The sequence below is a fragment of the Pseudonocardia wallangbongensis genome (assembly GCF_054486945.1).
Genome location: NZ_JBRERS010000001.1, coordinates 831,589 through 857,047, shown reverse-complemented (window position 1 = coordinate 857,047; position 25,459 = coordinate 831,589). Strand labels below are relative to the sequence as shown.

The 25,459-nt window shown below is 74.2% G+C and carries 23 protein-coding genes; 16 read left to right on the top strand and 7 right to left on the bottom strand.

Annotated elements, in window-relative coordinates; genetic code table 11:
- Positions 1–48 precede the first annotated feature (48 nt).
- Genes ACU436_RS04025 through ACU436_RS03995 form a run of 7 tightly spaced genes read left to right on the top strand, consistent with a single transcriptional unit; the run spans position 49 to position 7,053 of the window.
- Positions 49–1,023, top strand: a complete 975-nt coding sequence (locus ACU436_RS04025; RefSeq protein ID WP_459021717.1) for an alpha/beta fold hydrolase — start codon at positions 49–51, stop codon at positions 1,021–1,023.
- Positions 1,020–2,321: an MFS transporter gene (locus ACU436_RS04020; RefSeq protein WP_459021715.1), complete on the top strand. Its 1,302-nt coding sequence runs from the start codon at positions 1,020–1,022 to the stop codon at positions 2,319–2,321. The genes ACU436_RS04025 and ACU436_RS04020 overlap by 4 nt, the downstream gene beginning before the upstream one ends.
- Positions 2,318–3,565: an acyl-CoA dehydrogenase family protein gene (locus tag ACU436_RS04015; protein WP_459021713.1), complete on the top strand. Its 1,248-nt coding sequence runs from the start codon at positions 2,318–2,320 to the stop codon at positions 3,563–3,565. Before ACU436_RS04020 ends, ACU436_RS04015 begins: the two co-directional genes overlap by 4 nt.
- 60 nt (positions 3,566–3,625) lie before the next feature.
- On the top strand, positions 3,626–4,345 hold the full coding sequence (locus ACU436_RS04010) for a GntR family transcriptional regulator (RefSeq protein WP_459021711.1): 720 nt from the start codon (positions 3,626–3,628) through the stop codon (positions 4,343–4,345).
- A gap of 34 nt (positions 4,346–4,379) precedes the next feature.
- Entirely contained in the window at positions 4,380–5,330 is a 951-nt protein-coding gene (locus ACU436_RS04005) for a VOC family protein (protein ID WP_459021709.1), read from the top strand.
- Positions 5,327–5,962 carry an alpha/beta hydrolase gene (locus ACU436_RS04000; protein ID WP_459021708.1) on the top strand — a complete coding sequence of 212 codons (636 nt, stop codon included), beginning with the start codon at positions 5,327–5,329 and terminating at the stop codon, positions 5,960–5,962. Before ACU436_RS04005 ends, ACU436_RS04000 begins: the two co-directional genes overlap by 4 nt.
- Entirely contained in the window at positions 5,962–7,053 is a 1,092-nt protein-coding gene (locus ACU436_RS03995) for a zinc-binding dehydrogenase (protein WP_459021706.1), read from the top strand. The genes ACU436_RS04000 and ACU436_RS03995 overlap by 1 nt, the downstream gene beginning before the upstream one ends.
- 6 nt (positions 7,054–7,059) lie before the next feature.
- Here the strand turns inward: ACU436_RS03995 and ACU436_RS03990 are convergent, their stop codons facing one another.
- From ACU436_RS03990 to ACU436_RS03975, 4 genes are all read right to left on the bottom strand, one after another.
- Positions 7,060–7,728, bottom strand: a complete 669-nt coding sequence (locus tag ACU436_RS03990; RefSeq protein ID WP_459021704.1) for an FCD domain-containing protein — start codon at positions 7,726–7,728, stop codon at positions 7,060–7,062.
- Between the two features lie 34 nt (positions 7,729–7,762).
- The gene (locus ACU436_RS03985) at positions 7,763–8,335 is read right to left on the bottom strand and encodes a TOPRIM nucleotidyl transferase/hydrolase domain-containing protein (protein ID WP_459021702.1); all 573 of its coding nucleotides are present in this window, start codon (positions 8,333–8,335) and stop codon (positions 7,763–7,765) included.
- A 59-nt stretch (positions 8,336–8,394) separates the two neighbouring features.
- Positions 8,395–9,147, bottom strand: coding sequence for an SDR family NAD(P)-dependent oxidoreductase (locus ACU436_RS03980; RefSeq protein WP_459021700.1), 753 nt, complete (start codon positions 9,145–9,147; stop codon positions 8,395–8,397).
- A 163-nt stretch (positions 9,148–9,310) separates the two neighbouring features.
- Positions 9,311–10,126, bottom strand: a complete 816-nt coding sequence (locus ACU436_RS03975; protein WP_459021698.1) for an IclR family transcriptional regulator domain-containing protein — start codon at positions 10,124–10,126, stop codon at positions 9,311–9,313.
- A 91-nt stretch (positions 10,127–10,217) separates the two neighbouring features.
- Here ACU436_RS03975 and ACU436_RS03970 point away from each other — a divergent pair, with 91 nt between their 5' ends.
- The 3 genes from ACU436_RS03970 to ACU436_RS03960 are packed head-to-tail and all read left to right on the top strand — an operon-like array spanning position 10,218 to position 13,907.
- Positions 10,218–11,558 carry an MFS transporter gene (locus tag ACU436_RS03970; RefSeq protein WP_459021696.1) on the top strand — a complete coding sequence of 447 codons (1,341 nt, stop codon included), beginning with the start codon at positions 10,218–10,220 and terminating at the stop codon, positions 11,556–11,558.
- On the top strand, positions 11,555–13,075 hold the full coding sequence (locus ACU436_RS03965; RefSeq protein ID WP_459021694.1) for a class I adenylate-forming enzyme family protein: 1,521 nt from the start codon (positions 11,555–11,557) through the stop codon (positions 13,073–13,075). Before ACU436_RS03970 ends, ACU436_RS03965 begins: the two co-directional genes overlap by 4 nt.
- 31 nt (positions 13,076–13,106) lie before the next feature.
- A complete protein-coding gene (locus ACU436_RS03960) occupies positions 13,107–13,907 on the top strand; it encodes a citryl-CoA lyase (RefSeq protein WP_459021692.1) in 801 nt (266 codons plus the stop codon).
- Positions 13,908–13,928: 21 nt separating this feature from the next.
- Here the strand turns inward: ACU436_RS03960 and ACU436_RS03955 are convergent, their stop codons facing one another.
- The 3 genes from ACU436_RS03955 to ACU436_RS03945 are packed head-to-tail and all read right to left on the bottom strand — an operon-like array spanning position 13,929 to position 17,007.
- Complete coding sequence (locus ACU436_RS03955) at positions 13,929–14,933, bottom strand: phosphotransferase (RefSeq protein WP_459021690.1); 1,005 nt, start codon at positions 14,931–14,933, stop codon at positions 13,929–13,931.
- A complete protein-coding gene (gene eno / locus ACU436_RS03950) occupies positions 14,930–16,201 on the bottom strand; it encodes a phosphopyruvate hydratase (protein WP_459021689.1) in 1,272 nt (423 codons plus the stop codon). Before eno ends, ACU436_RS03955 begins: the two co-directional genes overlap by 4 nt.
- Positions 16,198–17,007: an IclR family transcriptional regulator gene (locus tag ACU436_RS03945; protein WP_459021687.1), complete on the bottom strand. Its 810-nt coding sequence runs from the start codon at positions 17,005–17,007 to the stop codon at positions 16,198–16,200. Before ACU436_RS03945 ends, eno begins: the two co-directional genes overlap by 4 nt.
- 90 nt (positions 17,008–17,097) lie before the next feature.
- Here ACU436_RS03945 and hutH point away from each other — a divergent pair, with 90 nt between their 5' ends.
- The 6 genes from hutH to hutI are packed head-to-tail and all read left to right on the top strand — an operon-like array spanning position 17,098 to position 25,444.
- Positions 17,098–18,642 carry a histidine ammonia-lyase gene (gene hutH / locus ACU436_RS03940; protein ID WP_459021685.1) on the top strand — a complete coding sequence of 515 codons (1,545 nt, stop codon included), beginning with the start codon at positions 17,098–17,100 and terminating at the stop codon, positions 18,640–18,642.
- 26 nt (positions 18,643–18,668) lie between these two features.
- On the top strand, positions 18,669–20,327 hold the full coding sequence (locus ACU436_RS03935; RefSeq protein WP_459021683.1) for a urocanate hydratase: 1,659 nt from the start codon (positions 18,669–18,671) through the stop codon (positions 20,325–20,327).
- The gene (locus ACU436_RS03930) at positions 20,324–21,739 is read left to right on the top strand and encodes a purine-cytosine permease family protein (RefSeq protein ID WP_459021681.1); all 1,416 of its coding nucleotides are present in this window, start codon (positions 20,324–20,326) and stop codon (positions 21,737–21,739) included. The genes ACU436_RS03935 and ACU436_RS03930 overlap by 4 nt, the downstream gene beginning before the upstream one ends.
- Positions 21,736–22,914 (top strand): allantoate amidohydrolase, encoded by a 1,179-nt coding sequence (locus ACU436_RS03925; RefSeq protein WP_459021679.1) that lies wholly within the window; start codon positions 21,736–21,738, stop codon positions 22,912–22,914. The genes ACU436_RS03930 and ACU436_RS03925 overlap by 4 nt, the downstream gene beginning before the upstream one ends.
- The gene (locus ACU436_RS03920; RefSeq protein ID WP_459021677.1) at positions 22,911–24,236 is read left to right on the top strand and encodes a formimidoylglutamate deiminase; all 1,326 of its coding nucleotides are present in this window, start codon (positions 22,911–22,913) and stop codon (positions 24,234–24,236) included. The genes ACU436_RS03925 and ACU436_RS03920 overlap by 4 nt, the downstream gene beginning before the upstream one ends.
- Positions 24,233–25,444 (top strand): imidazolonepropionase, encoded by a 1,212-nt coding sequence (hutI, locus tag ACU436_RS03915; protein WP_459021675.1) that lies wholly within the window; start codon positions 24,233–24,235, stop codon positions 25,442–25,444. The genes ACU436_RS03920 and hutI overlap by 4 nt, the downstream gene beginning before the upstream one ends.
- Positions 25,445–25,459 lie beyond the last annotated feature (15 nt).

The window sequence follows — 25,459 nt, the reverse complement described above, 5'->3', positions numbered from 1 at the left end:
CGTCAGCGAGCGAATCAATGTCACAGCGCCCGCGCGAAGGGCCGAGCGATGAGTTCGCAGCCGCTCACCTCTCGGCGCGGGTTCTTCTGGGTCGGCACCGAGCGCGCCCGGCACCCGGCCGGCACGGTGCCCCGCGCCCCGATGTTCGTGGCGTGGGAGGAGCCCGAGCGCGTCACCGCGCCGCACCCGGTCGTGTTGGTGCACGGCGGCGGGGGCCAGGGCACCGACTGGATGGGCACCCCGGACGGGCGTCCCGGCTGGGCGGAGGCGCTGGTCCGCGGCGGGCACCGGGTGTACGTGGTCGACCGGCCGGGGCACGGCCGCTCGCCCCACCACCCCGACGTGCTCGGCCCGATGGGCGAGCCGTTCTCCTACGAGCGGCTCAAGGGCCTCTTCGACCCGGACGATCTCGCCGACCGGCACACCCAGTGGCCCGGCTCCCACGACCTCGACGACCCGCTGTTCGACCAGGTCGCCGCGCCGACCGGCCCGATGCTCGCGGACCTCGCGGCGAGCCAGCGCCTCGACGCCGAGCGGCTCGTCCAGCTCCTGGAGCGCGTCGGGCCCGCGGTCCTGCTCACCCACTCCGCGGGCGCCCCGGGCGGCTGGCTGGCGGCCGACGCCCGGCCGGACCTCGTCGTCGCGCTGCTCGCCCTGGAGCCGATGGGCCCACCGTTCCTCACGGTCCCGGACGGGCCGCGGCTGCTGCCGTGGGGCCTGACGGCGGCCCCGCCCGCGTTCGACCCGCCCGTCGCCGACCCGGCCGACCTCGTACCCGGGACGCACCGGTTGCCGGGCCTCGCGAAGGTGCCGATCGGCGTGTTCTCGGGCGAGGCGTCGCCGTTCGACGGGTTCGCCGGGGACATCGCCGCGTTCCTGTCCGGCGCGGGGTGTCGCGCGGAGCACGTCCGCCTGGCCGACCGGGGCGTGCGCGGCAACGGGCACGCCGTGCAGTTCGAGCGCAACAACATCGAGGCGCTCGACGTCCTCGTGCGGTGGCTCGCCGAGGAGTCCGGCCGGTGACCGCGCCGTCCCCGGGTCGGGTGTCGACCTGGCGGGTCGCGTCCGCGAGCTTCGCGGGCACCACCGTCGAGTACTACGACTTCGCGATCTACGGGACGGCCGCGGCGCTGGTCTTCCCACGGCTGTTCTTCCCCACGGCCGACCCGTTCGTCGGCACGCTCGCCGCGTTCGGCACGTTCGCGGCCGGGTTCCTCGCCCGCCCGGTCGGCGGCGTCCTGTTCGGGCACTTCGGCGACCGCGTGGGCCGCAAGCGGATGCTCGTGATCACGCTCGTGCTGATGGGCGTCGCGACCACCGCGATCGGCCTGCTGCCCGGCTACGAGTCGGCGGGTGCGTTGGCCCCGACGCTGCTCATCGCCCTGCGGCTGGCGCAGGGGATCGCGTTCGGCGGGGAGTGGGGCGGGGCGGTCCTGCTCGCCTACGAGTACGCGCCCCCCGACCGCCGCGGGTTCTTCGCGAGCCTCCCGCAGACCGGCCCGGCCGCCGGCGTGCTGCTGGGCAACCTCGTCTTCCTGCCGGTCGCCGCCCTGCCCGACGAGGACCTGCTGTCGTGGGGGTGGCGAATCCCCTTCCTGGTCAGCATCGTGCTGATCGCGATCGGCATCGTCGTGCGGCTGCGGATCGCCGAGTCGCCGGAGTTCGTGGCGGTCCAGCGGGCGGGTGCCGAGGCGCGCGTGCCGCTGGCGGACGTGCTGCGCCACAACCTGCGTGAGGTCTTGCTGATCTGCGGGGGCTTCCTCGGCTTCGGGGCGCTCTCGATCGTGGCGGCGACCTTCCTGCTGAACCACGCCACGGTCACGCTCGGCGTCGACCGGTTCGCGGTGATCACCGCGATCCTGCTGGCGAACATCGTGCAGTTGCCGGTCGTGCCGCTGTCGGGCTGGCTCGCCGACAGGTACGGTCCCCGGCCGGTGGTGCTCACCGGCGCGGTCGCGTCGATGGTCGGGATCTTCGTGCTCGTCGGCGCGGTGGAGACCAGGGACGTCGGGCTGATCACCCTCGGGTACGTGCTGGGGTTCGGGCTGCTGTACTGCATCGGCTACGGCGCGCAGCCGTCGGTCTACGCGGGCGCGTTCGACGCCCGGGTGCGCTACACGGGCATGTCGCTGGGCTTCCAGCTCGCCACGGTGCTGGGCAGCGCGGTGGGCCCGGGCATCTCGGCGATCATCCTGCAGGCCACCGGACAGCCGTACGCCGTCGCGGTGTACGTCTCCGCGATGCTGGTGATCTCGTTCGCGTGCCTGGCCGTGCTGACCGCCCGTCCACGCGTGGCCGCCGTGTCCGGGATCGACACATGACCCGGACGCATCCCGGCGGGCCGGCGATCGCGGCCCCCGAGCCGGACCTGACGCCCGAGGCGATGATCGCGCGGGCCACCGCCATGCGCGCCGAGCTGGTGGCGGAGGCGCCGGCGGGGGAGGAGCGCGGCGGCTACTCGGAACGGCTGCACGAGCGCTTCACCGAGGCCGGCTTCTACCGGGTGCTGCAGCCACGCCGGTACGGCGGGTACGAGTTCGGGCTCGACACGTTCTTCCGGCTGATCACCGAGATCTCCCACGGCGACCCGGCCACCGGCTGGTCGGTGTGCCTCGCGTCGGACCACATCTTCCACATCGCCTCGTTCTTCTCGGAGCGGGCGCAGGAGGAGCTCTTCGCCCCGGACGGCCACTTCTGCTCCCCGCACCGGGCGGCGCCCACCGGCACGGCCGAGCGCGTCCGCGGCGGCTACCGGGTGAGCGGCACGTGGGACTACTGCTCCGGGATCACGCACGCCACCCACTTCATCGCCACGGCGATGGGTCCCGCACCCGGCACGGACGGCCCGCCCGTCCCGCTGGCGTGCGTGCTCCCGCGCGGCGACTACACGGTGCTCGACGACTGGGGCGGCGGCGCCACCCTCGGCCTGCAGGGCACCGGCTCGAACTCGGTGCGCGTGGACGACGTCTTCGTGCCAGAGCACCTCGCCGAGCACTACGACTGGAAGGCCTTCGCGATGCCGCGCGACGGCACGCCGGGCTACCGCCTGCACCGCAACCCGCTGTACCTCGGGCGCTCGCTGACGATCTACTACGGCGGCCTCGCCGCGCCGGTGGTCGGGGCCGCCCGCGCGGCGCTGGACGAGTACGAGCAGGTCCTGCGCACCCGCCAGACCACCGTTCCACCGAAGGTGCTGCGCTGCGAGTCACCGGACTACCAGCGGTGGTTCGGGGAGGCGCAGAGCCTGACCGACTCCGCGCTCGCCGTTCTCGTCGCGGCCGGCGCGGGCTACACGGCCGCAGGGCGCGAGTGGGAGCGCACCGGTGCGTTCCCCGTCGGCGCCGACGTGCGGCCGCGGGGGATGGCCCAGCAGGCCGCCCGCCTGGCCGCCGACGCCGTCGACCGGCTCTTCACCACCGGCGGGACGTCCGCGGCCAAGCGGGGCTCGCGCCTGCAGCGCTGCTTCCGCGACGTGGCCATGTACCGCACGCACATCGGGGCGCAGGCCGACCTGCACTTCGCCGCCAACGCCCGCGTCCACTTCGGACTCCCGACCCCGCTGTGACCGACCGAGGAGGCAGTCGTCATGACCGAACGTATGACAACCATCCAGTAGGCTTCCGCCGTGGACGAGCCGGACGTACCCGACCTCGCATCCCGGATCGGCCGGGTCTCCGCGCCGCTGCGCCCCCAGGTGCGCGACGTCCTGCGCGAAGCCATCCTGACGATGCGGTTCGCGCCCGGCCAGCGGCTGGTGGAGCGCGAGCTGATCGACATGACCGGCGTCTCCCGCACCACGATCCGGGAGGTGCTGCGTGAGCTCGCCGCCGAGGGGCTCGTGCGCACCGTGCCGCAGAAGGGCGCCGTCGTCGTCGCGCTCTCGCCCGAGGAGGCCGAGGAGCTCTACGAGCTGCGCGAGGTCCTCGAAGCCCACCTCGTGCGGCGGTTCGTCGCCCAGGCGCCGGACAGCCGGCTCGTCGCGCTGCGGCGCGCGTTCACGAAGCTCGAGGACGTCGTGGCCGAAGGCGGCGGCACGATGGACGTCGTGGCGGCCAAGGACCTGATCTACGACGTGCTGCTCGACGGCGCGGGCAACTCCGCCCTGCGCACCAGCCTCTCGCAGCTGCACGCCCGGGTGAGCCTGATGCGGGCCGGCTCGCTGGCGTCCGATCCCGGCCGTCCCGGGCGCTCCGTGGCGGAGCTGCGCGAGATGGTCAAGGCCGTGGAGGCCCGCGACGCCTCGGCCGCATCGGCCGCGATGATCGCCCACGTCCGGGCGGCCGCCCGGCTCGGCATCGCCGCGATGCGGGCGTCGCAGGAGGCCGGCGCCACACGTTTCGTATGACGGAATGACATTCCTGCTGTCTCGAGGAGGAGACATGGCACACCTCAACGGGGGCCACCACGTCACGCTGTCGGTCGGACCTGCGCAGGAGGACGTGGACTTCCACGTCGAGACCCTCGGCATGCGCTTCATCAAGAGGACCGTGCTCTTCGACGGGTCGCTGCCGATCTACCACCTCTACTACAGCAACGCGAACGGCGACCCGAGCGCCGTCGTCACCACGTTCCCGTTCCGGCAGGCCGGGCTGCGCGGCCGGCGGGGCACCAACCAGGCCCGCGAGGTGCACCTCGCGGTTCCGTCCGGCTCGCTCGACTACTGGCAGGGGCGCCTCGCCGCGCGCGGGGTCGAGGTCGAGAACGCCGAGGTGCTCGACCAGCGGCGGCTGCTCTTCCACCACCCGTGCGGGATCGAGTACGCGATGGTGGGCGTCGAGGACGACCCCCGCGTCGGGCACGCGGGCGCGGGCGTGCCGCCCGAGCACGCGATCCACGGCGTGTACGGCGTCGGCGTGCACGTGGCGAACCCGGAGAACATGGTCGAGTTCCTCAGCGACTCCTTCTACGGCAAGGGCCTCGTCGAGGAGGGCGACCGGGTCGTGCACCAGGTCGGCCGGCCCGGTCAGGGCGGCTCCGTCGAGCTGGTGGTCAACCGCACCGACGAGCCCGGCACCTGGCGTTACGGCGAGGGCACGATCCACCACTTCGCCTGGAACGCCGAGACGCTCGAGAACCAGGACGCCCTGAAGTTCGAGATCGAGGGGGTCGGCTACACCGACATCTCCGAGCTCAAGGACCGCAAGTACTTCAAGTCGGTCTACGTCCGCACACCGGGCGGGGCGCTGTTCGAGCTCGCCGTCACGCACGCCGAGGGCGGCTGGACCTGCGACGAGTCGCCGAAGGAGCTCGGCAGCGCCTTCCAGCTGCCCGAGCAGTTCGAGGACCGCAGGGCGGAGCTGCTCGGCCAGCTCGAGCCGATCTCGGTATGACGGCCGAGACGACGCTGCGCATCGAACGGTGGGGCGACGACCCGGGGCGGGCGGCGCTCGGCGTCCTCGCCGTGCACGGTCGCGACCAGGAGCCCGGGTTCATGCGCGCCGTCGCCGACCGCGTCGGCCTGCCCGGGCTCGCCTGGTACGCGCCGGCGGCGCCCGGGCGCACCTGGTACCCGCAGCGGTTCACCGAGCCGCTCGCCGCGAACGAACCGTTCCTGTCGGCGTCCCTGCGCGCCCTCGGCGCGGTGCTCGAAGGCGTCGGCCGGGACGGGTTCGGGGCTGACCGCCTGGTCCTGCTCGGGTTCTCCCAGGGCGCCTGCCTGCTCAGCGAGTACCTCGTGCACCACCCCCGCCGGTATGCGGCCGCCGCGCTGCTGACGGGCGGGTTCGCCGGGCCACCCGGGTCGCCGCGGGAGGTGGCGGGCGACCTCGCCGGCACGCCGGTGCTGCTCGCGTCCAGCTCCCGCGACGGCTGGGTGCCGGTCGAGCGCGTGCGCGAGACCGCGGCACTCCTGGGCGGAGCGGGCGCCGAGATCACCCTGCGCGTCGACGAGGACCCGGAGCACCACGTCAACGACGCCACGGTCGGGGCCGTGCGCGACCTGCTGACCCGCGCCACCGCCTGATGCGCGCCGCCATCATGACGGGGCCGGGCCGGCTCGAGGTGCAGGACGTCGACCTGCTCCCGCTCGCGCCCGGGCGGATCCGGGTGCGCACCGGCGCCACCCCGTTCTGCGTCACCGACGTCATGAACTCCGACGGCGTGTTCGGGAAGGAACCGCCGACGATCCTCGGGCACGCCTCGATGGGTGTGGTGGAGGAGCTGGGCCCGGACGTCACCGGGGTGCGCGTCGGCGACCGCGTGGTGGTGCACGGCACGGCCGAGTGCGGTCGCTGCTTCTACTGCGTGCGCGGCCGCGCCGACCAGTGCTCGGTGATCTTCGACCGGCCGGACGGTCCGCCACCGGTGGCCCGGCTCGCCGACGGGAGCATCGCGACGGCGGCGGGGAACGTCGGCGGGTACGCGGAGCTGATGTCGGTGGACGCCCGCCAGGTGGTCCCGATCGACACCACCGTGCCGGACACCGTGCTGGGGCTGCTCGGGTGCGGGGTGACCACGGGCCTCGGATCGGTGTTCAACGTGGCCGCCGTCGTCCCCGGGTCGGACGTGGCCGTCGTGGGCTGCGGTCAGCTCGGGCTGTGGATGATCCAGGCCGCCCGGCTCGCCGGGGCGGGGCAGATCATCGCCCTCGACCCGGACGCGGGCCGCCGCGAGCGCGCCGCCGCGGCCGGCGCCACCGCGACCCTCGACCCGGCCGAGGCCGACCCCGTCGAGCAGGTGCGCGCCCTGACCGGCGGGTACGGCGTGACCTACGCGCTGGAGGCGGCCGGGCCCGCGCTCGCCCAGCGGCAGGCCGTGCTGATGACCCACCGCGGCGGCACCGCCGTCCTGACCGGCTGCGAGCCGCTCGGCGCGGAGCTCTCGCTCCCGCAGGTGCCGATCGCGCTGCACGGCCGCACCGTCGTCAGCAGCCAGAACGGGCGGGTGCGGATGCACCACGACATCCCCCGCTTCACAGCGATGCTCGAGGACGGGCGGCTCGACGCGTCGCTCGTCGGGAGCGTCGAGTTCACGCTGGACGAGATCGACGAGGCGAAGGAGGCGGCGCGGGCGCACCGCACGGTGATCGGGGTGATCGTGCCGGGCGCTCGCTGAGGGGAGTCAGGGCGTGTTGCCCAGCTGCTTGAGCCCGGCGTCGGTCGAGTTCGTCCGGTGCCGGTCGCAGGCGGCGATCGCGGCCTCCGCGTCGCGGGCGGCGAGCGCCCGGTGGATCGCGCGCAGCTCCGCCACGACCTCCGCGGGCCTGCCGGGGCCCGCCACCGCGAGGGACATCACGAGACCCGCGTGCGACCGCAGGTTCCGCAGCAGGTCCCGGGTGGCGAGGCCGGCCGCCCGCAGCATGACGACGAAGAACCAGTCCCGCGCCCGGACGAGCTCCTCGAGCACCGGGGCCGGCCGCACGGCGACCTCCTCGACCGCCTCCAACGACCGCCCCAGAGCCTCCACCTGGGAATCGGTGGCCAGCTGGACGAAGCGCCGGACGGCGACGTCCTCCAGGATGTGCCGGATCTCGTCGGTCTCGGCCATGTTGTGCGCCGTCGGGTCGGCGATCACGACCCCGTCGGCGTCCTGGCGGGCGACGCCGAGCTCGGCGAGCTCGCCCAGCGCGTCCCGCACGGCGTCGGGGGGCGCCCCGGTGCGGGCCACGACCGCCTCGACGGGGAGGGCGTCGCCGGGCCGCAGCGTGCCCCGGACGATCCAGCGCAACACCGCGTCGCGCACGACTGCGGGTTGCGATGCGGGTGTGGCCGAGCCGTCGTTGGCGGGCACCGGGCAACCCTAGCAGCCGCCCACCCGTCGAAGATCAACTCTTGGGTCCCAGGTGATTCAGCAGCAGGTCCAGCGGCCGCGGAACGTGATCGAGATCGAGGGCCGCGACGAGCCGGCCGGAGTAGCGGATCTTGCGGCCGCTGCCCGATCCCAAGAACCGGCGCAGCTGGTCGTGGGTGGTGCTCCCGCGCCACGCGGGTTGCTTCTGGAGCGTGCGGAACGAGCCGAGGTCGCCCTCCGCGTCGACGACGCCCTCGACCGCGGCGGTGCCCAGGGCGCGGATCAGCTCGTCCTCCAGGTCGGCGACGCACACGAAGAACCCGAGCGCATCCAGACCGCTCCGGCCGCCGCCGACCCCGAGGCCGGCGCGCTCGAGCCCCCGCCGGAAGTCGCCTTCCTCCCCGGCGTCGCACAGACCGGCCAGCCGCAGATCCCGACCGGAAGGGCCGAACCTGCGGACGTACCTCCCGATGTTCGTGGCGCCGCCCATCGCCAGGACGGAGATGCCCTCGGCCGCCAGGTCCCGGCCACGGCGCGCGGCCAGCGCCGCGACGGCCGACTCGTCACTGGCTCCCTCGACCAGGACCACCGTGTGCGGGTTGCTCACCGGCCCAGCCTCGCACCACTGCCGTTCAGCGGAACGCGGCCATGCGCACGAGATCCGGTTCAGACGGAGGTCAGGCCCCCGTCGACCAGGATCTCGACCCCGGTCACGTAGGAGGACTCGTCGCTCGCCAGGAACAGGACGACGTCGGCGACCTCCTGGACCTCCCCGCCCCGCTTCATCGGCACCCCGCCGATCTGCGCCGCCCGCCAGGCCGGGTCGGCCGAGCCGCGGGAGGTGACCATCGGCGGCAGCAGGCCCGGCGCGACCGCGTTGACCCGGATGCCGTGCTCCGCGTGCTGCACCGCGGCGGTGGTCGTCATCGCCTTGATCGCGGCCTTGGACGCGCTGTAGCCCATGTGAACGCCGGGCTGGCCGATCGAGGCCGAGACCGAGGTCAGGTTGACGATCGCACCACCACCGGAGCGGGCCATCGCCGCGGCGCCGTGCTTGATGCCGAGGAAGGCGCCCTTCGCGTTCACCAGCATGAGCCGGTCGTAGAAGTCGGTGCTGGTGAGGTCGGGGTCGAAGGTCCCGCTGATCCCGGCGTTGTTGACCAGTACGTCGAGCCGGCCGAACGAGTCGAGCACCTCCTCGATGGCGGCGGACCACGAGCCCTCGTCGGTGACGTCGAGGTGCAGGTAGTGGGCTTGCCCGCCGCCGTCGTGGATCTCCTTCACCGCCGCGGTGCCGCCGGCGTCGTCGATGTCGGCCGCGACGACGGTGGCGCCTTCGCGGGCGAACGTGGCCGCGGTGGCCCTACCCATTCCGTTGGCCGCCCCGCTGATCAGGGCAACCTTGTCGCGCAGTCGCATGGCGTGGATCCTTCCGTGCTCTCGAAGCCGGCCCTGCTGACCGCCGTCCAGCGGCACCGACGCTATGCGGTCGCCGCACACACCTTCGCTGGACCGCACACATGCCCGGTCATGTGTGCCGACCTCAGCCGATGTGTGCGGCCAATGTGCCTCGGCCTGGGTGCTACACGCCCAGGTCGAGGGAGTGGACGAGTGCGGGGAAGTGGTCGAGCTGGCGCCGCAGGGCCGCGGCCGCGGCCTGCAGCAGCGGGAGGCGGGAGTGGAGGAACTCGTCGTTGGGTTGGCGGCCGGACGTGGTGGCGCAGCTGATCCCCGCGATGGCGACCCCGTCGTTGAAGATCGGCACCCCCAGCACCGTGATCCCGAAGTCCAGCTCGTCGGCGACGAGGGCGTACCCGTCCCGCCGGACGTGGCCCAGGCAGTCCCGCAGCCCGGCTTCGGTGGTGACGGTGTGCGGGGTGCGCCGGACGAGCCGCGCCGCGGCGAAGTACTCGGTGAGGCGCGGCTCGGGTTGGAAGGCGAGGAGCGCCCGGCCCGTGGCCGACACGTAGGCGGGCACCCGGCTGCCGGGTGTCACCGCGAAGCGGAGCAGGCCCTCGGTCTGCATGTGGCAGAGGTGGATGATGTCGACCCCGATGAGGGTGGTCAGCGAGACGCTGTCGCCGGTCTCGTCCCGCAGGTGCTGCAGGTGGGGCTGGGCGACCTCGGCCAGGTTCATCGAGTCCGGGTAGCCGGCTCCCAGCTCCATGACCTGGGGCGTGAGCACGAACTTCCGGCCGACCTTTCGCACGTATCCCAGCTGCACGAGCGTCAGGAGGAACCGTCGGACGACGGCGGGGCTGAGGTCCGTGGCCGCCGCCACCTCGCTGAGGGTCGGCTCGGGGCCGGCCGGCCCGAACGCCCGCAACACGGCGAGGCCGCGGGCGAGCGAGCTGACGAACTGTTCCTTGTCCGGCGCGGGCCGGGCCGGGGTTGACATGCCGCCTCCTCCGTCGCATGCTGCGCGCGTTCGGAGAGCGAAACCTTATTCGCTGAGCGAAACTCCGTCAAGTCCTCGATGAGGAGGCGTGATGAGCAGTGCGACACCGCCCGGTGCCGAGGTTCCGCCGTCCCAGCTCACCAAGCGGGTCACGACAGCGGTCTCGCTGGGAACGGTCATCGAGTGGTACGACTTCTTCCTCTACGGCACCGCGGCCGCGCTGGTCTTCCCGCACCTGTTCTTCCCGGCGCAGAACGGCACGGTCGGCGCCCTGCTGTCCTTCGCGACCTTCGCCACGGGGTTCGCCGCACGGCCCGTCGGCGGGATCATCTTCGGGCACCTCGGTGACCGGGTCGGCCGCAAGACGGTCCTCGTGACGACCCTGGTCCTGATGGGCGTCGCTACGGTCGGGATCGGCCTGCTGCCGACCTACGACCAGGTCGGGGTCGCCGCACCGGTCCTGCTCGTCGCACTGCGGATCGTCCAGGGCCTCGGCACGGGCGGCGAGTGGGGCGGCGCGGCCCTGATGACGAAGGAGAACGGCAGCACGCGGCCCGGGTTCTTCGGTTCCTTCCTGTCCGCCTCGGTCTTCGCCGGGCTGATCCTCGGCTCGGTGGTCTACACCGCGCTGGCCTCCGTGCTCACCGAGGAGCAGCTGTTCGGCTGGGGCTGGCGCGTCCCGTTCCTCGTGAGCATCGTGCTCGTCGCCGTCGGGCTCTGGATCCGCCGCGACCTGCCGGAGACGGCCGAGTTCGAGCAGGTCAAGCGCAGCGAGGTGCAGGAACGGGCGCCGATCCTCGCCGCGCTGCGGCGGCCGCGCAACGTCATCGCGATCTTCCTGATGCGGGTCGGGCAGAACACGACCTTCTACATCGTCTCGGTGTTCGTGCTGACCTACGCCACCACCACGCTGGACCTGCCGCGACCGACCATCCTGGCGGCCACCCTGGTCGGCTCGCTGGCGGCCGGGCTGCTGTGCCCGCTGTACGGCCACCTCGGGGACCGCTTCGGATTCGGCCGGGTCATGCTCGTGGCCCTGGTGCTGCAGGCCGTGTTCGCCTTCCCGTTCTTCCTGCTCGTCGACACGCGGAACTTCGGGGCGATCCTGCTCGCCGTCGTCGTCGCGATCGCCGGGGGCGCGGCCGCCGCCGACGCCATCCAACCCGCCTACTTCACGAGCATGTTCGGGACCCGGAGCCGGTTCAGCGGGGTCTCGATCGGGCGCGAGGGGGGCACGGTGATCGGCGGTGGGCTGGCGCCACTGATCGCGGCCGGGCTCCTGGCCTGGCAGGGCGGGTCGAGCTGGGCGGTCTCCGGCTGGATGCTGCTGACGAGCCTGCTCGGCATCGTCGGGGTGCTGCTCGTGCGCCCGGTGGCCGCCGAGCCGGCCGGGGCCGAACACCGGATCGACACCTCGGGTGCGGCTCAGTGACCTCGGAGCTCGTCGCTCGGGCCGCCGACAGCACGATCGTCAGCCTGTTCGACGCGCGGGCCCGGCTGCACCCGGCGCGGGTCGCCGTGCAGTCGGGGGCGTCGCGGACGACGTACGGCGATCTCGAGGAGCGCAGCAGGCGGGCCGCCACCGTCCTCGCCACCGCCGGGGTGCGCCGCGGGGACCGCGTCGGGTTGCTGTCGGAGAACCGGCCGGAGTACCTCGAGATCCTCCTCGGCGCCGCGCGCCTCGGGGCGATCGTCGCCTGCCAGAGCATGCGGGCCTCCGACGAGGAGCTCGCGGCGTGCCTCGACCTCGTGTCGCCGGCCGTGACGATCTCCTCGGAGCGCGCCGACGCCCGGTACGACCTGCGGACGCGCCCCGAGGAACGGATCGTCCTCGGCGCGGCCCACGAGCGGCGGCTCGCGTCGGCTGCGCCGTGGACGGAGCCGTCCGCGGCCCGCGCCGAGGACATCGCCGTGATCATCTACACGAGCGGGACGACCGGCGTGCCGAAGGGTGCGTGCATCAGCCACCGGGCGGAGATCGTGCGCAGCATGGCCACGCGCGCCGAGCTCGGCATCGCGGGTGACGACACGTTCGTCGCCTGGTCGCCGCTGCACCACATGGGCGCGCTCGACAACTCCGTGAGCACGCTGGTGTCCGGGGGCAAGGTCGTCGTCGTGGACGGGTTCCGGCCCGACGAGCTGGCCGGGATCGTCGCCGCGGACCGGCTGGGGTGGCTGCTCGTCATGCCCGGCACCGTGGCCCGGCTGGCGCAGGCGCTGCGGGAGAACGGCACGCGGCCGGCCGGGGTGCGGCTCTGCGGCGTGATGCCCGACCTCGTCCGGCCCGAGGAGATCGCCGAGATCACGAGCCTGCTGGACGCCCCGTTCGCCAACACGTTCGGCGCCACGGAGACCGGTTGCCCCCCGTGTTCCGCCGGCGTCATCCCGGTCGGCGAGGCGCCAACGGCCTTCCCGAAGGAGCAGAGCGGCTACTGCGAGGTCCGCCTCGTCGACCCGGACGGCCGGGACGTGCCCGACGGCGTGCCCGGCGAGCTCTGCATGCGCGGCCCGACGCTCTTCAGCGGCTACTGGAACAACCCGGAGGCGACGAACGCCGACTTCCGGGACGGCTGGTTCCACATGGGCGACGTGCTCCTCCGGGAGGCGGACGGCCGGCTCACGTTCGTCGACCGCGTCAAGTACATGATCAAGAGTGGTGGGGAGAACATCTACCCGGCCGAGATCGAACGGGTCCTCCTGCGCCTGCCCGGCGTCCTGGAGGCCGGGGTCGTCCGCCGTTCCGACCCGACCTGGGGCGAGGTGCCCGTCGCCGTCGTCGTGCACGCGGGCGAGGCGTCCGCCGACGAGCTGAAGCAGGCCTGCCGCCGGCACCTGCCCTCCTACAAGGTGCCGAAGGACATCGTCTTCGCCGCGCCGGACTCCCTCCCCAGGAACCCCTCCGGGAAGCTCGTCCGGCGCGAGCTGGAGCAGCTGCTCGCCGAGCGCTGACACCGACCACCGACCCGAGAAGGAGAACCACTTGTCCGACGGAACCGCGCTCGACGTCCGCAGCGACATCTGCTGGAGCGACCCGACGAGCATCACCGTCCTGGGCCGCGACCTGTGCCACGACATCATGGGCCGGCTCGACTTCGGGAGCTTCGCGTTCCTCCTGCTCACCGAGCGGATGCCCAGCGAGGCCGAGGGGAAGCTGTTCAACGCCGCGCTCGTGAGCCTCGTGGAGCACGGCATCACCCCCAACGCGATGGCCACACGGCTGACCCACCTCGGGGCGCCGGAGTCGTTGCAGAGCGCCGTCGCGGCCGGCCTGCTCGGGCTGGGCAGCAGGTTCGTGGGCACGATCGAGGGGGCGGCGCGGTTCGTCACCGAGGGCGTCGCGCGGCTGGGGAGCGACGAGTCGGACGCGGCGGTCGGCGCCGAGGCCGGGCGCATCGTCGCCGACTTCCGCGCGCGGGGTGAGCACGTCCCCGGGATCGGGCACCCCATCCACGAGCCGGTCGACCCCCGCACGGAGGTGCTCTTCGAGATCGCGGAGTCGGAGGGGTTCCCGACCCTGCCGATCCGCCTCGTGCGGGCCGTCTCGGCGGCGGGCAGCGAGGCATCGGGACGCGCGCTGCCGGTCAACGTCACGGGGGCCATCGGCACCGTCGTCGCGCTGCTGGACCTCGACTGGCGCATCGCGCGCGGGCTGGGCGTCATCTCGCGGACGGTCGGGCTGGTCGGGCACCTGCGGGAGGAGCTCGCCCAGCCGATGGCCACCACGTTGTGGCGGACGACCGACGCCGCCGCGACCCGCCACATCCACGCACCCGAGCCCTGAGTCCGCGGGAACCTGGACCTGTCATCGCCGATGGGGGCCGCTCGATGCGGGGTCGACGGCAGCGCACCACCGGTCGAGCACCCGTCGAGGCGAGTCCACCGGGCGGAGCAGCATGTCGATCGCGACCCGCCGCACCGTGGCCCGGTGCGCATCGGTCAGGTACTCGACCGGGGAGGCGCCGTCCACGCGCGCCAGCAGCACCGCCGGCAGGAGGGACGCGACCCGACGGTCGAACGCGATCGCGGGCTCCCAGTCGATGTGGGCGGAGTGCCCGGACAGGAGTGCATCGGCGGCGGCGCGCAGTTCGGCCGCCCGGTCGGGGCGGACGAGCATCTTGAGCGACAGGTGGGTCAGGCAGAACGCGACGTCGAAGGCGGGGTCGCCGAACCAGGCGCACTCGGCGTCGAGGAAGACCGGGCCCGCGGGGCCCACGAGGATGTTCTTCGGGCTGACGTCGCCGTGCACGAGCGCCGAGTGGGTGGCGGCCGTCCGCTCGGCGAGACCGTTGAGGTGGCCGGCCAGCTGCGGATGCCGGCGGGCGGTCGTCCCGAAGTAGGGTTCCAGCCGCAGCGCGGCGAAGTTGGCGTCGGTCGCGAACTCCTCGGCGGCGCCGGGCTCGCGGGTGGAGACCCGGTGCAGCTCGCCGAGCACGTCGCCCACCGCGCCGGCGAGCGCGGGATCGACCCGGCCCGCCATGAGCTCGCCCTTCCACAGCGGGTGGGGGAGGAACTCCATGGCGAAGTAGCCGGCGTCGGGGTCGTGGGCCAGCAGCCGGGGCGCGTTGCCGGGGCGGTGCCGGGCGGCGAACGCGAGCCAGGCGTGCTCGACCGCGTTGCGGCTGACCGGGGCGTGCCAGCCGTCGCCGACCCGCAGCGTGGGCAGCGCCCGCTTCACGCAGACGGATCGCCCGGGCAGGTCGACCCGCCACAGATCCGACGACACCCCGCCGGTCAGGGTCGTCCAGGTCGCCGGCTCGCCCGCTACCTGCAGGCCGCTGCGCAGCAGGAACTCCTCGGGGGCGGTCATGGGGTGCCCGCGAACGGCAGGCTCTCGTCCTCGGCGATCCGCAGCAGCTGGTTGTACTTGGCGAGCCGGTCCGAGCAGCGCAGCGAGCCGACCTTGATCTGGCCCGCACCGGTGCCGACGGCGAGGTCGGCGAGGAAGTCGTCCTCGGTCTCGCCGGAGCGGGCGGAGACGACGGGCACGTAGCCGGCGTCCCGGGCGCGGGCGATGACGTCGAGGGTGCCCGACAGCGTCCCGTTCTGGTTGACCTTGACGAGGATCCCGTTGGCCGCGGCCTCGGCGATCCCGCGGTCCAGCCGCCTGACGTTCGTGGTGAACAGGTCGTCGCCGATGAGCCGCACGCGCTGCCCGACCCGGCTCGTGAGCTCCGTCCAGCCGGCCCAGTCCTCCTCGTCGAGGGCGTCCTCGACCGAGACGATCGGGAACTCCTCGACCCATCCCCGCACCAGGTCGACCATCTCGGCGGTCGTGCGGACGACGCCCTCGCGAGCGTGCACGTAGCGCCCGTCGGGGTCGACGAGGGAGTGCGCGGCGACGTCGATCGCGATCGCGGCGTCGCGACCCGGTTCGAGCCCCGCGCGTTCGATGATCTCCACCAGGAGCGTCAGCGCCTCGTGCCCGCTGGCGCAGCCCGGGCTCAGCCCGCCTTCGTCGGCGAGCAGCGTGGGCAGGCCCCGGTGCGCGAGGACGTCGCTCGCCGCGGCCCGGACCCGCTCGACGGTGTGCAGCGCGTCCGCGACGCCGGTCGACCCCGCCGGCACGACGAGGAAGTCCTGCACGTCCATGCCGCGACCCGCGTGCAGGCCGCCCGACAGGATGTTGACCATCGGCACGGGCAGGCTCGGGGCGGCGACGCCCGCCAGCTCGGCGATCCGGCGGTACAGCGGTTGCCCGGTGGCGAGCGCGGACGCCCGGCACCCGGCCAGTGACGTGCCCAGGACGGCGTTGGCCCCGAGCCGGGCGAGGTTGGCGGTGCCGTCGAGGTCGCGCAGGAGGGTGTCGATGCCGCGCTGGTCGCCGACGTCGTGCCCGTGCAGCGCCGGGGCCACCTCGTCGTGCACGGCCCGCACCGCGCCGCGCACACCCAGGCCCGCGTAGTCGGCGGGGTCGCCGTCGCGCCGCTCGTGGGCCTCGTACGTGCCGGTCGACGCGCCGGACGGGACCGAGGCGCGGCCCAGCGTGCCGTCGTCGAGGGTGACGTCCACCTCCACCGTCGGGCGGCCGCGGGAGTCGAGGATCTGCCGGGCGCGCACCGCCTGGATGCGTGTCATACCTGCCCGCCCTTCCGGGATGTGGTGGTCGACGGACGGGTGTGGCCGCCGATGCGCGCGGCGATCGCCCGCGCGGTCCGGCCGACCTCCGCGACGACCACCTCGCGCAGGTCCGGGCCGAGCTCCGATCGTGGCACCGTGACGGCGACGCTCGCGACGGGGTGCCGCGTGTGGTCGAGCACCGCCGCGGCGATCGAGGCGAATCCGGGCGTCACCTCGCCGACCTCGACGGCGTGTCCCCGGCGCCGGGTCTCCACCAGGAGCTTGCGCAGCGCCGAGAGGGAACGGGGGCCCGGCTCGTGCCGGGTCACGAAGGCCTCGGGCTGCGGGAACAGGGCGCGGATCTGGGCCGCGGGCAGGGCGGCGAGCATCGCCCGGCCGCTGGCGGTGAGGTGGGCGGGAAGGCGGACCCCGACGTCGGTGACCAGCGGTGGGCGGCCGGGCGCGCGCTCCTCGATGAGGTAGACGACCTCGCGTCCGTGCATGACGGCCAGGTGCGCGGTGTGGCCGGTGCGGTCGACGAGCCGGGCGAGCGGCACCCGCGCGACGCGCTGCAGGGGCGCCTGCCGGGCGTAGCCGGTGGCGAGCTCGTAGGCCGCCAGCCCGAGGCTGTAGCGCCGTTCGTCGGCGAGGTGCACGACGAAGCCGCTCTCGGCCAGCGTCGACAGCAGCTGGTACGTGGTGGAGCGGGGGAGCGCCAGTTCCCGCGCGATGGCGGCCGCCGGGACGGGGCCGGCCTGCCGCCCGAGATGTCCGAGGATGGCCAGCACGTGCTGCGCCGCGGGCACCTTCACCGGGCGGGACATGGCGCCGAAACTAGCAACTGTCCGGGATCCCGGACAGAACCGAGCGTCTCGCCATGGTGCCGTGGCTCCTCCTGGGTGTCCGATGCAGTGATGCGTGACATCACCGTCGAGGTCGGGACCGGCCCGCTGGCCCCCGAAGAGATCCTTGCCGTCGCCCGTGGCGGGGCGGGCGTCCGCCTGTCCGCCGACGCCGAGACCGCGATGGCGGCGGGGCGGAAGGTGGTGGAGGCGCTCGCCGACGACGTGGAGCCCCACTACGGGATCTCGACCGGGTTCGGGGCGCTCGCCGTCCGGCACATCCCGGTGGACCGGCGGGCTCAGCTGCAGCGCAGCCTGGTGCGTTCGCACGCGGCGGGCTCGGGTCCCGAGGTCGAGCGCGAGGTGGTGCGTGCGCTGATGCTGCTGCGCCTGTCGACGCTGGCCACCGGGCGCACCGGGGTCCGCCCGGAGACGGCGCGGGTGTACGCGGCGATGCTGAGCGCGGGGATCACCCCGGTGGTGCGCGAGTACGGGTCGTTGGGCTGCTCGGGGGACCTGGCGCCGCTGGCGCACTGCGCGCTGGCGGCAATGGGCGAGGGCGAGGTGCGCGCCGCCTCCGGGGCGCTTCGCCCCGCGGGGGAGGCGCTCGCCGCGGCCGGTATCGAGCCCGTCGCGCTGGCGGAGAAGGAAGGTCTCGCGCTGATCAACGGCACCGACGGCATGCTCGGCATGCTCGTGCTGGCCTGCCAGGACCTGCGCACGGCACTGCGCACCGCGGACGTGGCCGCCGCGATGAGCGTGGAGGCGCTGCTGGGCACCGACGCGGTGTTCGCCGCCGACCTGCAGGCGCTGCGCCCCCACCCGGGGCAGGCCGACAGCGCGGCCAACCTCCGGCTGCTGCTGTCGGGTTCCGCGATCATGGCCAGCCACCGCACGCCGGACTGCACGCGCGTCCAGGACGCGTACTCGCTGCGGTGCGCCCCGCAGGTGCACGGCGCCGCCCGGGACACGGTCGCGCACGCCGAAGCCGTGGCCGGCCGCGAGCTGGCGGCCGCCGTGGACAACCCGGTCGTCACCGTGGACGGTCGGGTGGAGAGCAACGGGAACTTCCACGGCGCCCCCGTCGCGTACGTGCTGGACTTCCTGGCGATCGCGGTCGCGGACGTGGCGTCGATGAGCGAGCGGCGCACCGACCGGTTCCTGGACGTGGCGCGCAACCACGGGCTCGCGCCGTTCCTGGCCGACGACCCGGGCGTGGACTCCGGGCACATGATCGCGCAGTACACGCAGGCGGGGATCGTGTCGGAGCTGAAGCGGCTGGCCGTTCCGGCGTCCGTCGACTCGATCCCCTCCAGCGCGATGCAGGAGGACCACGTGTCGATGGGGTGGGCCGCCGCGCGCAAGCTGCGGCGCGCGGTCGACGGGCTCACCCGGGTGGTCGCGGTCGAGGTGCTCACCGCCGCGCGAGCCCTGGACCTGCGGGCACCGCTCGCGCCGGCCGCGGCCACGGCCGCCGTCCGGGACCGGCTGCGCGCCGAGGTGGCGGGCCCGGGGCCGGACCGGTGGCTGGCGCCGGAGATCGAGGCCGCCGTCGGGCTCGTCGCGTCCGGCGAGGCGCTCGCCGCCGCCGAGCGCGTGACCGGCCCGCTGCGTTGATCGAACTGCGCTGAGAGGAGATCGTCATGGAGGGTGCTCGTCCGGTCCGCGCCGCGCGCGGCACGACGCTGACGGCGCGGTCCTGGCAGACCGAGGCCCCGCTGCGGATGCTCTGCAACAACCTGGACCCGGAGGTGGCCGAGCGGCCCGACGACCTCGTCGTCTACGGCGGCACCGGGCGCGCGGCGCGCGACTGGCGGTCGTTCGACGCGATGGTCCGCACGCTCACCACGCTGGCCGACGACGAGACGATGCTCGTGCAGTCCGGCCGCCCGGTCGGGGTGCTGCGCACGCACGAGTGGGCGCCGCGGGTGCTGATCGCCAACTCCAACCTGGTCGGGGACTGGGCGACGTGGCCGGAGTTCCGCCGCCTCGAGAAGCTCGGCCTCACGATGTACGGCCAGATGACCGCGGGCTCGTGGATCTACATCGGCACCCAGGGCATCCTGCAGGGCACCTACGAGACGTTCGCCGCCGTCGCCGAGAAGCGCTTCGGGGGCACCCTCGCCGGGACCCTGACCGTCACCGGCGGCTGCGGCGGGATGGGCGGCGCGCAGCCGCTCGCCGTCACGCTCAACGGCGGCGTCTGCCTGGTGGTCGACGTCGACGCGGCCCGGCTGCGGCGCCGCGTCGACCACCGCTACCTCGACGAGCTTGCTAGGGACCTGGACGACGCGGTCGCCCGCGTGTCGGCGGCTCGCGCGGACCGGCGTGCGCTGTCGGTGGGGCTGGTGGGGAACTGCGCCCGCGTTCTGCCGGAGCTGCTGCGCCGCGGGGTGGAGGTCGACATCGTCACCGACCAGACCTCCGCGCACGACCCGCTGTCCTACCTCCCCGACGGCGTCGACCTGGACGACTGGGACGACTACGCCGCGAAGAAGCCCGAGGAGTTCACCGACCGGGCGCGCGAGTCGATGGCCCGCCACGTCGAGGCGATGGTCGGGTTCCTCGACGCGGGCGCCGAGGTGTTCGACTACGGCAACTCGCTGCGCGACGAGGCCCGGCAGGGCGGCTACGACCGCGCGTTCGCCTACCCGGGATTCGTACCCGCCTACATCCGGCCGCTGTTCTGCGAGGGCAAGGGCCCGTTCCGCTGGGCCGCGCTGTCGGGCGACCCGGCCGACATCGCCGTCACCGACGACGCCGTGCTCGGGCTCTTCCCGGAGCACGACCGGCTGCACCGGTGGATCCGCGCCGCCCGCGAGCGGGTGGCGTTCCAGGGACTGCCCGCGCGGATCTGCTGGCTCGGGCAGGGCGAGCGCGACCGCGCCGGGCTGCGGTTCAACGAGCTGGTCGCCTCGGGTGCGATCAGCGCGCCGATCGTGATCGGCCGCGACCACCTCGACACCGGCTCGGTCGCCTCCCCCTACCGCGAGACCGAGGGCATGGCCGACGGCTCCGACGCCATCGCCGACTGGCCGCTGCTGAACGCCCTGGTCAGCGCGGCGTCCGGCGCGAGCTGGGTGTCGATCCACCAGGGCGGCGGCGTCGGCATGGGCCGCTCGATCCACGCCGGCCAGGTCACGGTGGCCGACGGCACCGACCTCGCGGCCGCCAAGATCGAACGCGTGCTGACCAACGACCCGGCGACGGGCGTCCTGCGCCACGTGGATGCGGGCTACGAGCGGGCGGAAGCGACGGCGGATGCCCACGACATCCGGGTCCCGATGGCCGAGCTGCGATGACCGCTTCCCGCATCGAGCGCCGTTCCATCGACGTCATCCCGGACGCCGAGCGGCACGGCTCACCGGTCAACCAGTTCACGCTGTGGTTCGGCGCCAACATGCAGATCACGGCGATCGTCGACGGCGCTCTCGCCGTCGTCTTCGGGGCCGACGCGCTGTGGGCGATCATCGGCCTGCTGATCGGCAACCTCGCGGGCGGCTGCGTGATGGCGCTGCACTCGGCGCAGGGGCCGCGGCTCGGGCTCCCGCAGATGATCTCCAGCCGGGCGCAGTTCGGCGTGTACGGGGCCGTGGTCCCGCTGGTGCTGGTCGTGCTGCTGTACCTCGGGTTCGCCGCGACCGGCACGGTGCTGGCCGGGCAGGCGGTCAACGAGATCGTGGGCGTCGACGCCCCGGTGGTGGGCATCCTCGTGTTCGGCGCGCTCACCGGGATCGTGGCGACGCTCGGCTACCGCTACATCCACATGCTCGGGCGCACCTCCACCGTCGTGGGCGTCGTCGGCTTCTCCTACCTGGGCATCCGGCTGCTCGTCGAGCACGACGTGCCCGCGTTGCTGGGCGTCGTGCCGTTCGACGCCGCGACCTTCCTGCTCGCGATCGCGCTGGGCGCCGGCTGGCAGCTGACGTTCGGCCCGTACGTGGCCGACTACTCCCGCTACCTCCCGCGCCACACCAGCGAGCGCGTGACGTTCCACTCGACGCTGTGGGGGAGCGTGCTCGGCTCGCAGTGGTCGATGAGCCTCGGCGCGCTGATCGCGGCCATCCCGGTGGCCGATGGCGGCGGGTTCCTGGACAACCAGGTCGGGTTCCTCGGCGAGCTGGCCGGCGGGGGCGCCGCGGCGATCGCGATCTACCTCGTGATCGTGGTCGGGAAGCTCACGGTCAACTGCCTGAACGCCTACGGCGGCTTCATGTGCCTGCTGACCACGGTCACCTCGGTGACCCGGGCCGCCTCGGTGTCGCGGGCCGGGCGGGTGGCGTTCATCGGCGCGTTCCTCGTGGCGTCCGTGCTGATCGCGCTGCTCGCCTCGGAGAACTTCCTGGACAACTTCCGGCAGTTCATCCTCGCACTGCTGATGGTCTTCACGCCGTGGAGCGCGGTGAACCTGATCGACTACTACCTGGTCTCGCGGGAGCGGGTCGACGTCCCGGCGCTCTACGACCCCGACGCCCGCTACGGGCGGTGGAACGTCGTCGCGCTGGTCTCGTACACGATCGGGGTGCTCTCCCAGATCCCGTTCATGGCGCAGGCCCTCTACACGGGCCCGGCGGCCGAGGCGCTGAACGGCGCCGACATCTCCTGGATCGTCGGGCTCGTCGTGACGGCCGCGGTGTACTACCCGTGGGCCAAGCGGACGACGGACGTGCCGCCCGAGATGATCTACCCGGCCGGGACGATGGCGGCGCGATGACGTTCGACGGCATGTGGGCCGACCTGCACCCGCTCGGCCGCGACGGGCGCAGCGGCGGCTACCGCCGGTTCGCCTGGACGGCCGAGGACGCCGCCCTGCGCGAGTGGTTCACCGGCGAGGCGGCGGCGCGCGGGCTCGACCTCACGTCCGACCGGGCGGGCAACCTGTGGGCGTGGTGGGGGAACCCGGACGCCGACGGGCCCGGCCTCGTCCTCGGCAGCCACCTCGACTCGGTCCCCGACGGCGGAGCGTTCGACGGGCCGCTCGGCGTCGTGTCCGCCCTCGCGGCCCTGGACGCCCTGCGGGCACGGGGGTGGACACCGCCCCGTCCGCTGGGGATCGCGGTCTTCGCCGACGAGGAGGGCGCGCGGTTCGGCGTCGCCTGCGCGGGCAGCCGGATCGTCACCGGTGCGCTCGGCCCCGACCGCGCCCGGTCGCTGACCGACGCCGACGGCACGACCCTCGCCGAGGCGATGGCCGCGGCCGGCCTGGATCCGGCGCACGTCGGCCCGGACACCGAGACCCTGCGCCGGGTGGGCACGTTCGTCGAGCTGCACGTGGAACAAGGCAGGGCGCTCGTCGACGACCCGGACGGGGCGCCCGTCGGCGTCGCGAGCGCGATCTGGCCGCACGGCCGGTGGCGCCTGGACCTGCGCGGCCGCGCCGACCACGCCGGCACCACCCGGCTCGAGGACCGCGCCGACCCGATGCTCCACCTCGCCGACGCGATCACCGCCGCCCGCGCCGCGGCGCGGCAGCACGGCACCGTCGCGACGATCGGCAAGTTGCAGGTCCATCCCAACGGGGTCAACGCGATCCCCGCTGCCGTCACGGCGTGGCTGGACGCCCGCGGCCCCGTCGAGGCGGACGTGCGGTCCGTCGTCGCCGCGGTGGGGGAGGCCGCCGGGAGCGAGCCGGTCGAGGAGTCGTGGACCGGGCCCACCACCTTCGACGCCGGCCTGCGTGACCGGCTGGCGGCGCTGCTCGGGGCGCCGGTGCTGCCGACCGGCGCGGGCCACGACGCGGGGATCCTCTCCGCCGGGGGCGTCCCGACGGCGATGCTGTTCGTCCGCAACCCGACCGGCGTGTCCCACTCACCGGAGGAGCACGCCGACCCGGCCGACTGCCACCGCGGCGTCGACGCGCTCGCCCGGGTGGTCGAGGAGCTGGGGTGACGGTCTTCTGGTGCGAGCGGGCCTGGCTGGACGGCGGCCCGCGCGACCGGGTCCGGGTCCGGGTCGACGGCGGCCGGATCGCGGAGGTGACACCCGGGTTGGTCCCCGGGCCCGGGGACACGCGGCTCGCCGGCCTGGTGCTGCCGGGCTTCGCGAACGCCCACAGCCACGCGTTCCACCGCGCGCTGCGGGGGCGCACGCACGACCGCGGCGGCACGTTCTGGACCTGGCGGGAGCGGATGTACGCGGTCGCGGCGCGGCTCGACCCCGACCGCTACCTCGCGCTGGCCCGGGCCGCCTACGCGGAGATGGCACTGGCCGGGGTCAGCTGCGTCGGCGAGTTCCACTACCTCCACCACGACCGCGACGGCACCCCGTACGCCGACCCGAACGCGATGGGGGAGGCGCTGGTCGAGGCGGCCGCCCAGGCGGGCGTGCGGCTCACGCTGCTGGACACCTGCTACCTCGCGGGCGGGCTCGGCCCCTCCGGCCACACGCCCCTGGAGGCGGTGCAGGTGCGGTTCGGCGACGGCGACGCCCGGGCGTGGGCGGAGCGGGTCGGCGGGATCGCGGCGCGGGACGGGGTGCGGGTGGGCGCCGCGGTGCACTCGGTCCGGGCCGTGCCCGCCCCGCAGCTACCGGCCGTCGTGGCGGCCGCGGCCGGGCGCCCCCTGCACGTCCACCTGTCGGAGCAGCCGCAGGAGAACGATGCGTGCCGGGCGTTCTACGGCCGCACGCCCACGGCGCTGCTGGCCGACCACGGTGTGCTCGGGCCGGGCACGACCGCGGTGCACGCCACGCACCTGAGCGCCGACGACATCGCCCTGCTCGGCGGTTCGCGCACCGGCGTGTGCGCCTGCCCGAGCACGGAGGCCGACCTCGCCGACGGCATCGGCCCCTTCCGGGCGCTCGCGCGGGCCGGGTCGCGGCTGACGGTGGGCAGCGACCAGCACGTCAGCGTCGACCTGCTCGCCGAGGCGCGGCTCGTCGAGTCCCACGAGCGGCTGGGCTCCGGGGAGCGCGGCCGTCTCGCGCCCGCCGCGCTCGTGGACGCGCTCACCGCGGACGGGCACGCCTGCCTCGGTTGGCCGGACGCGGGACGCATCGCTCCCGGCGCGCGGGCCGATCTGGTCGCGGTCGCGCTGGACCGCCCGGGCACCGCCGGGATCGCCCCCGAGCAGGTGGTGATGGCCGCCTGCGCCGGTGACGTCGACACCGTCGTGGTCGACGGCCGGATGATCGTTCGCGAGGGAAGGCACGTACTCGGGGACGTGGGCCGGCTGCTGGCCGGCGCCATCGTCCCGCTGTGGGAGGAGCCATGAGCGAGCTTGCGAGCGAATCATGTTACAGCGCCTGCGCGAAGCGTGCGGTGAGCACGCTCGTCACGGGCATCGCCGAGCTGGTCACCAACGATCCGGTGGCCGGTCCGGGCCCGCTGGGCATCGTGACCGACGCGGCGCTGGTGGTCGACGACGGCCGGGTCGCCTGGGTGGGGCCGGCCGGCGCGGCTCCAGCGGCCGACGCGCGGCTCGACCTGGACGGACGGGCGGTGCTGCCCGGGTTCGTGGACAGCCACACCCATCTGGTGTTCGCCGGGGACCGGTCGGCCGAGTTCGAGGCCCGGATGTCCGGCGTCCCCTACGACGGCGGCGGCATCGCGTCGACGGTCGCGGCCACCCGCGCGGCGGACGACGACCGGCTGCGGTCGCGGCTGCGCGCACTGGTGGCGGAGATGCGGGCCCAGGGCACCACCACGGTCGAGGTCAAGAGCGGCTACGGCCTGAGCGTCGCCGACGAGGCGCGGGCGCTGCGGCTCGCCCGCGAGGTGACCGACGAGACCACCTTCCTCGGCGCGCACGTCGTGCCGCCGGAGTACGCGGGCCGCGTCGAGGAGTACGTCGGGCTGGTCACCGGCCCGATGTTGCGGGAGTGCGCGCCGTTCGCGCGCTGGGTGGACGTGTTCTGCGAGCCCGCCTCCCCGCACGCGTTCGACGGGCCCGCGAGCCGCGCGGTGCTGGAGGCCGGCCGGGCCGCGGGCCTGGGCCTGCGGGTGCACGGCAACCAGCTCGGGCCGGGCCCGGGCGTGGGGCTGGCGGTCGAGCTGGGGGCCGCGAGCGTCGACCACTGCACCTACCTGACAGACGCCGACGTCGACGCGCTGGCGGCCGGTGGCACGGTGGCGACCCTGCTCCCCGGGGTCGAGTTCTCGACCCGCAGCCCCTACCCGGACGCGCGCAGGCTGCTCGACGCCGGGGTCACGGTCGCCCTCGCCACGGACTGCAACCCGGGCACGTGCTTCTCCTCGTCCATGTCGATCTGCATCGCACTCGCGGTGCGGGAGATGCGGATGACGCCTGCGGAGGCGGTGTGGGCGGCGACCGCCGGTGGTGCGGCGGCGCTGCGCCGCGACGACGTCGGGTGCCTCGGGGTCGGGGCGCGCGCCGACCTGACAGTGCTGGAGGCGCCGTCCTACCGGCACCTGGCGTACCGGCCGGGCGTGCCGCTGGCGCACCCCGCCGCGCCCGGCTAACGTCTCCCTCAGATA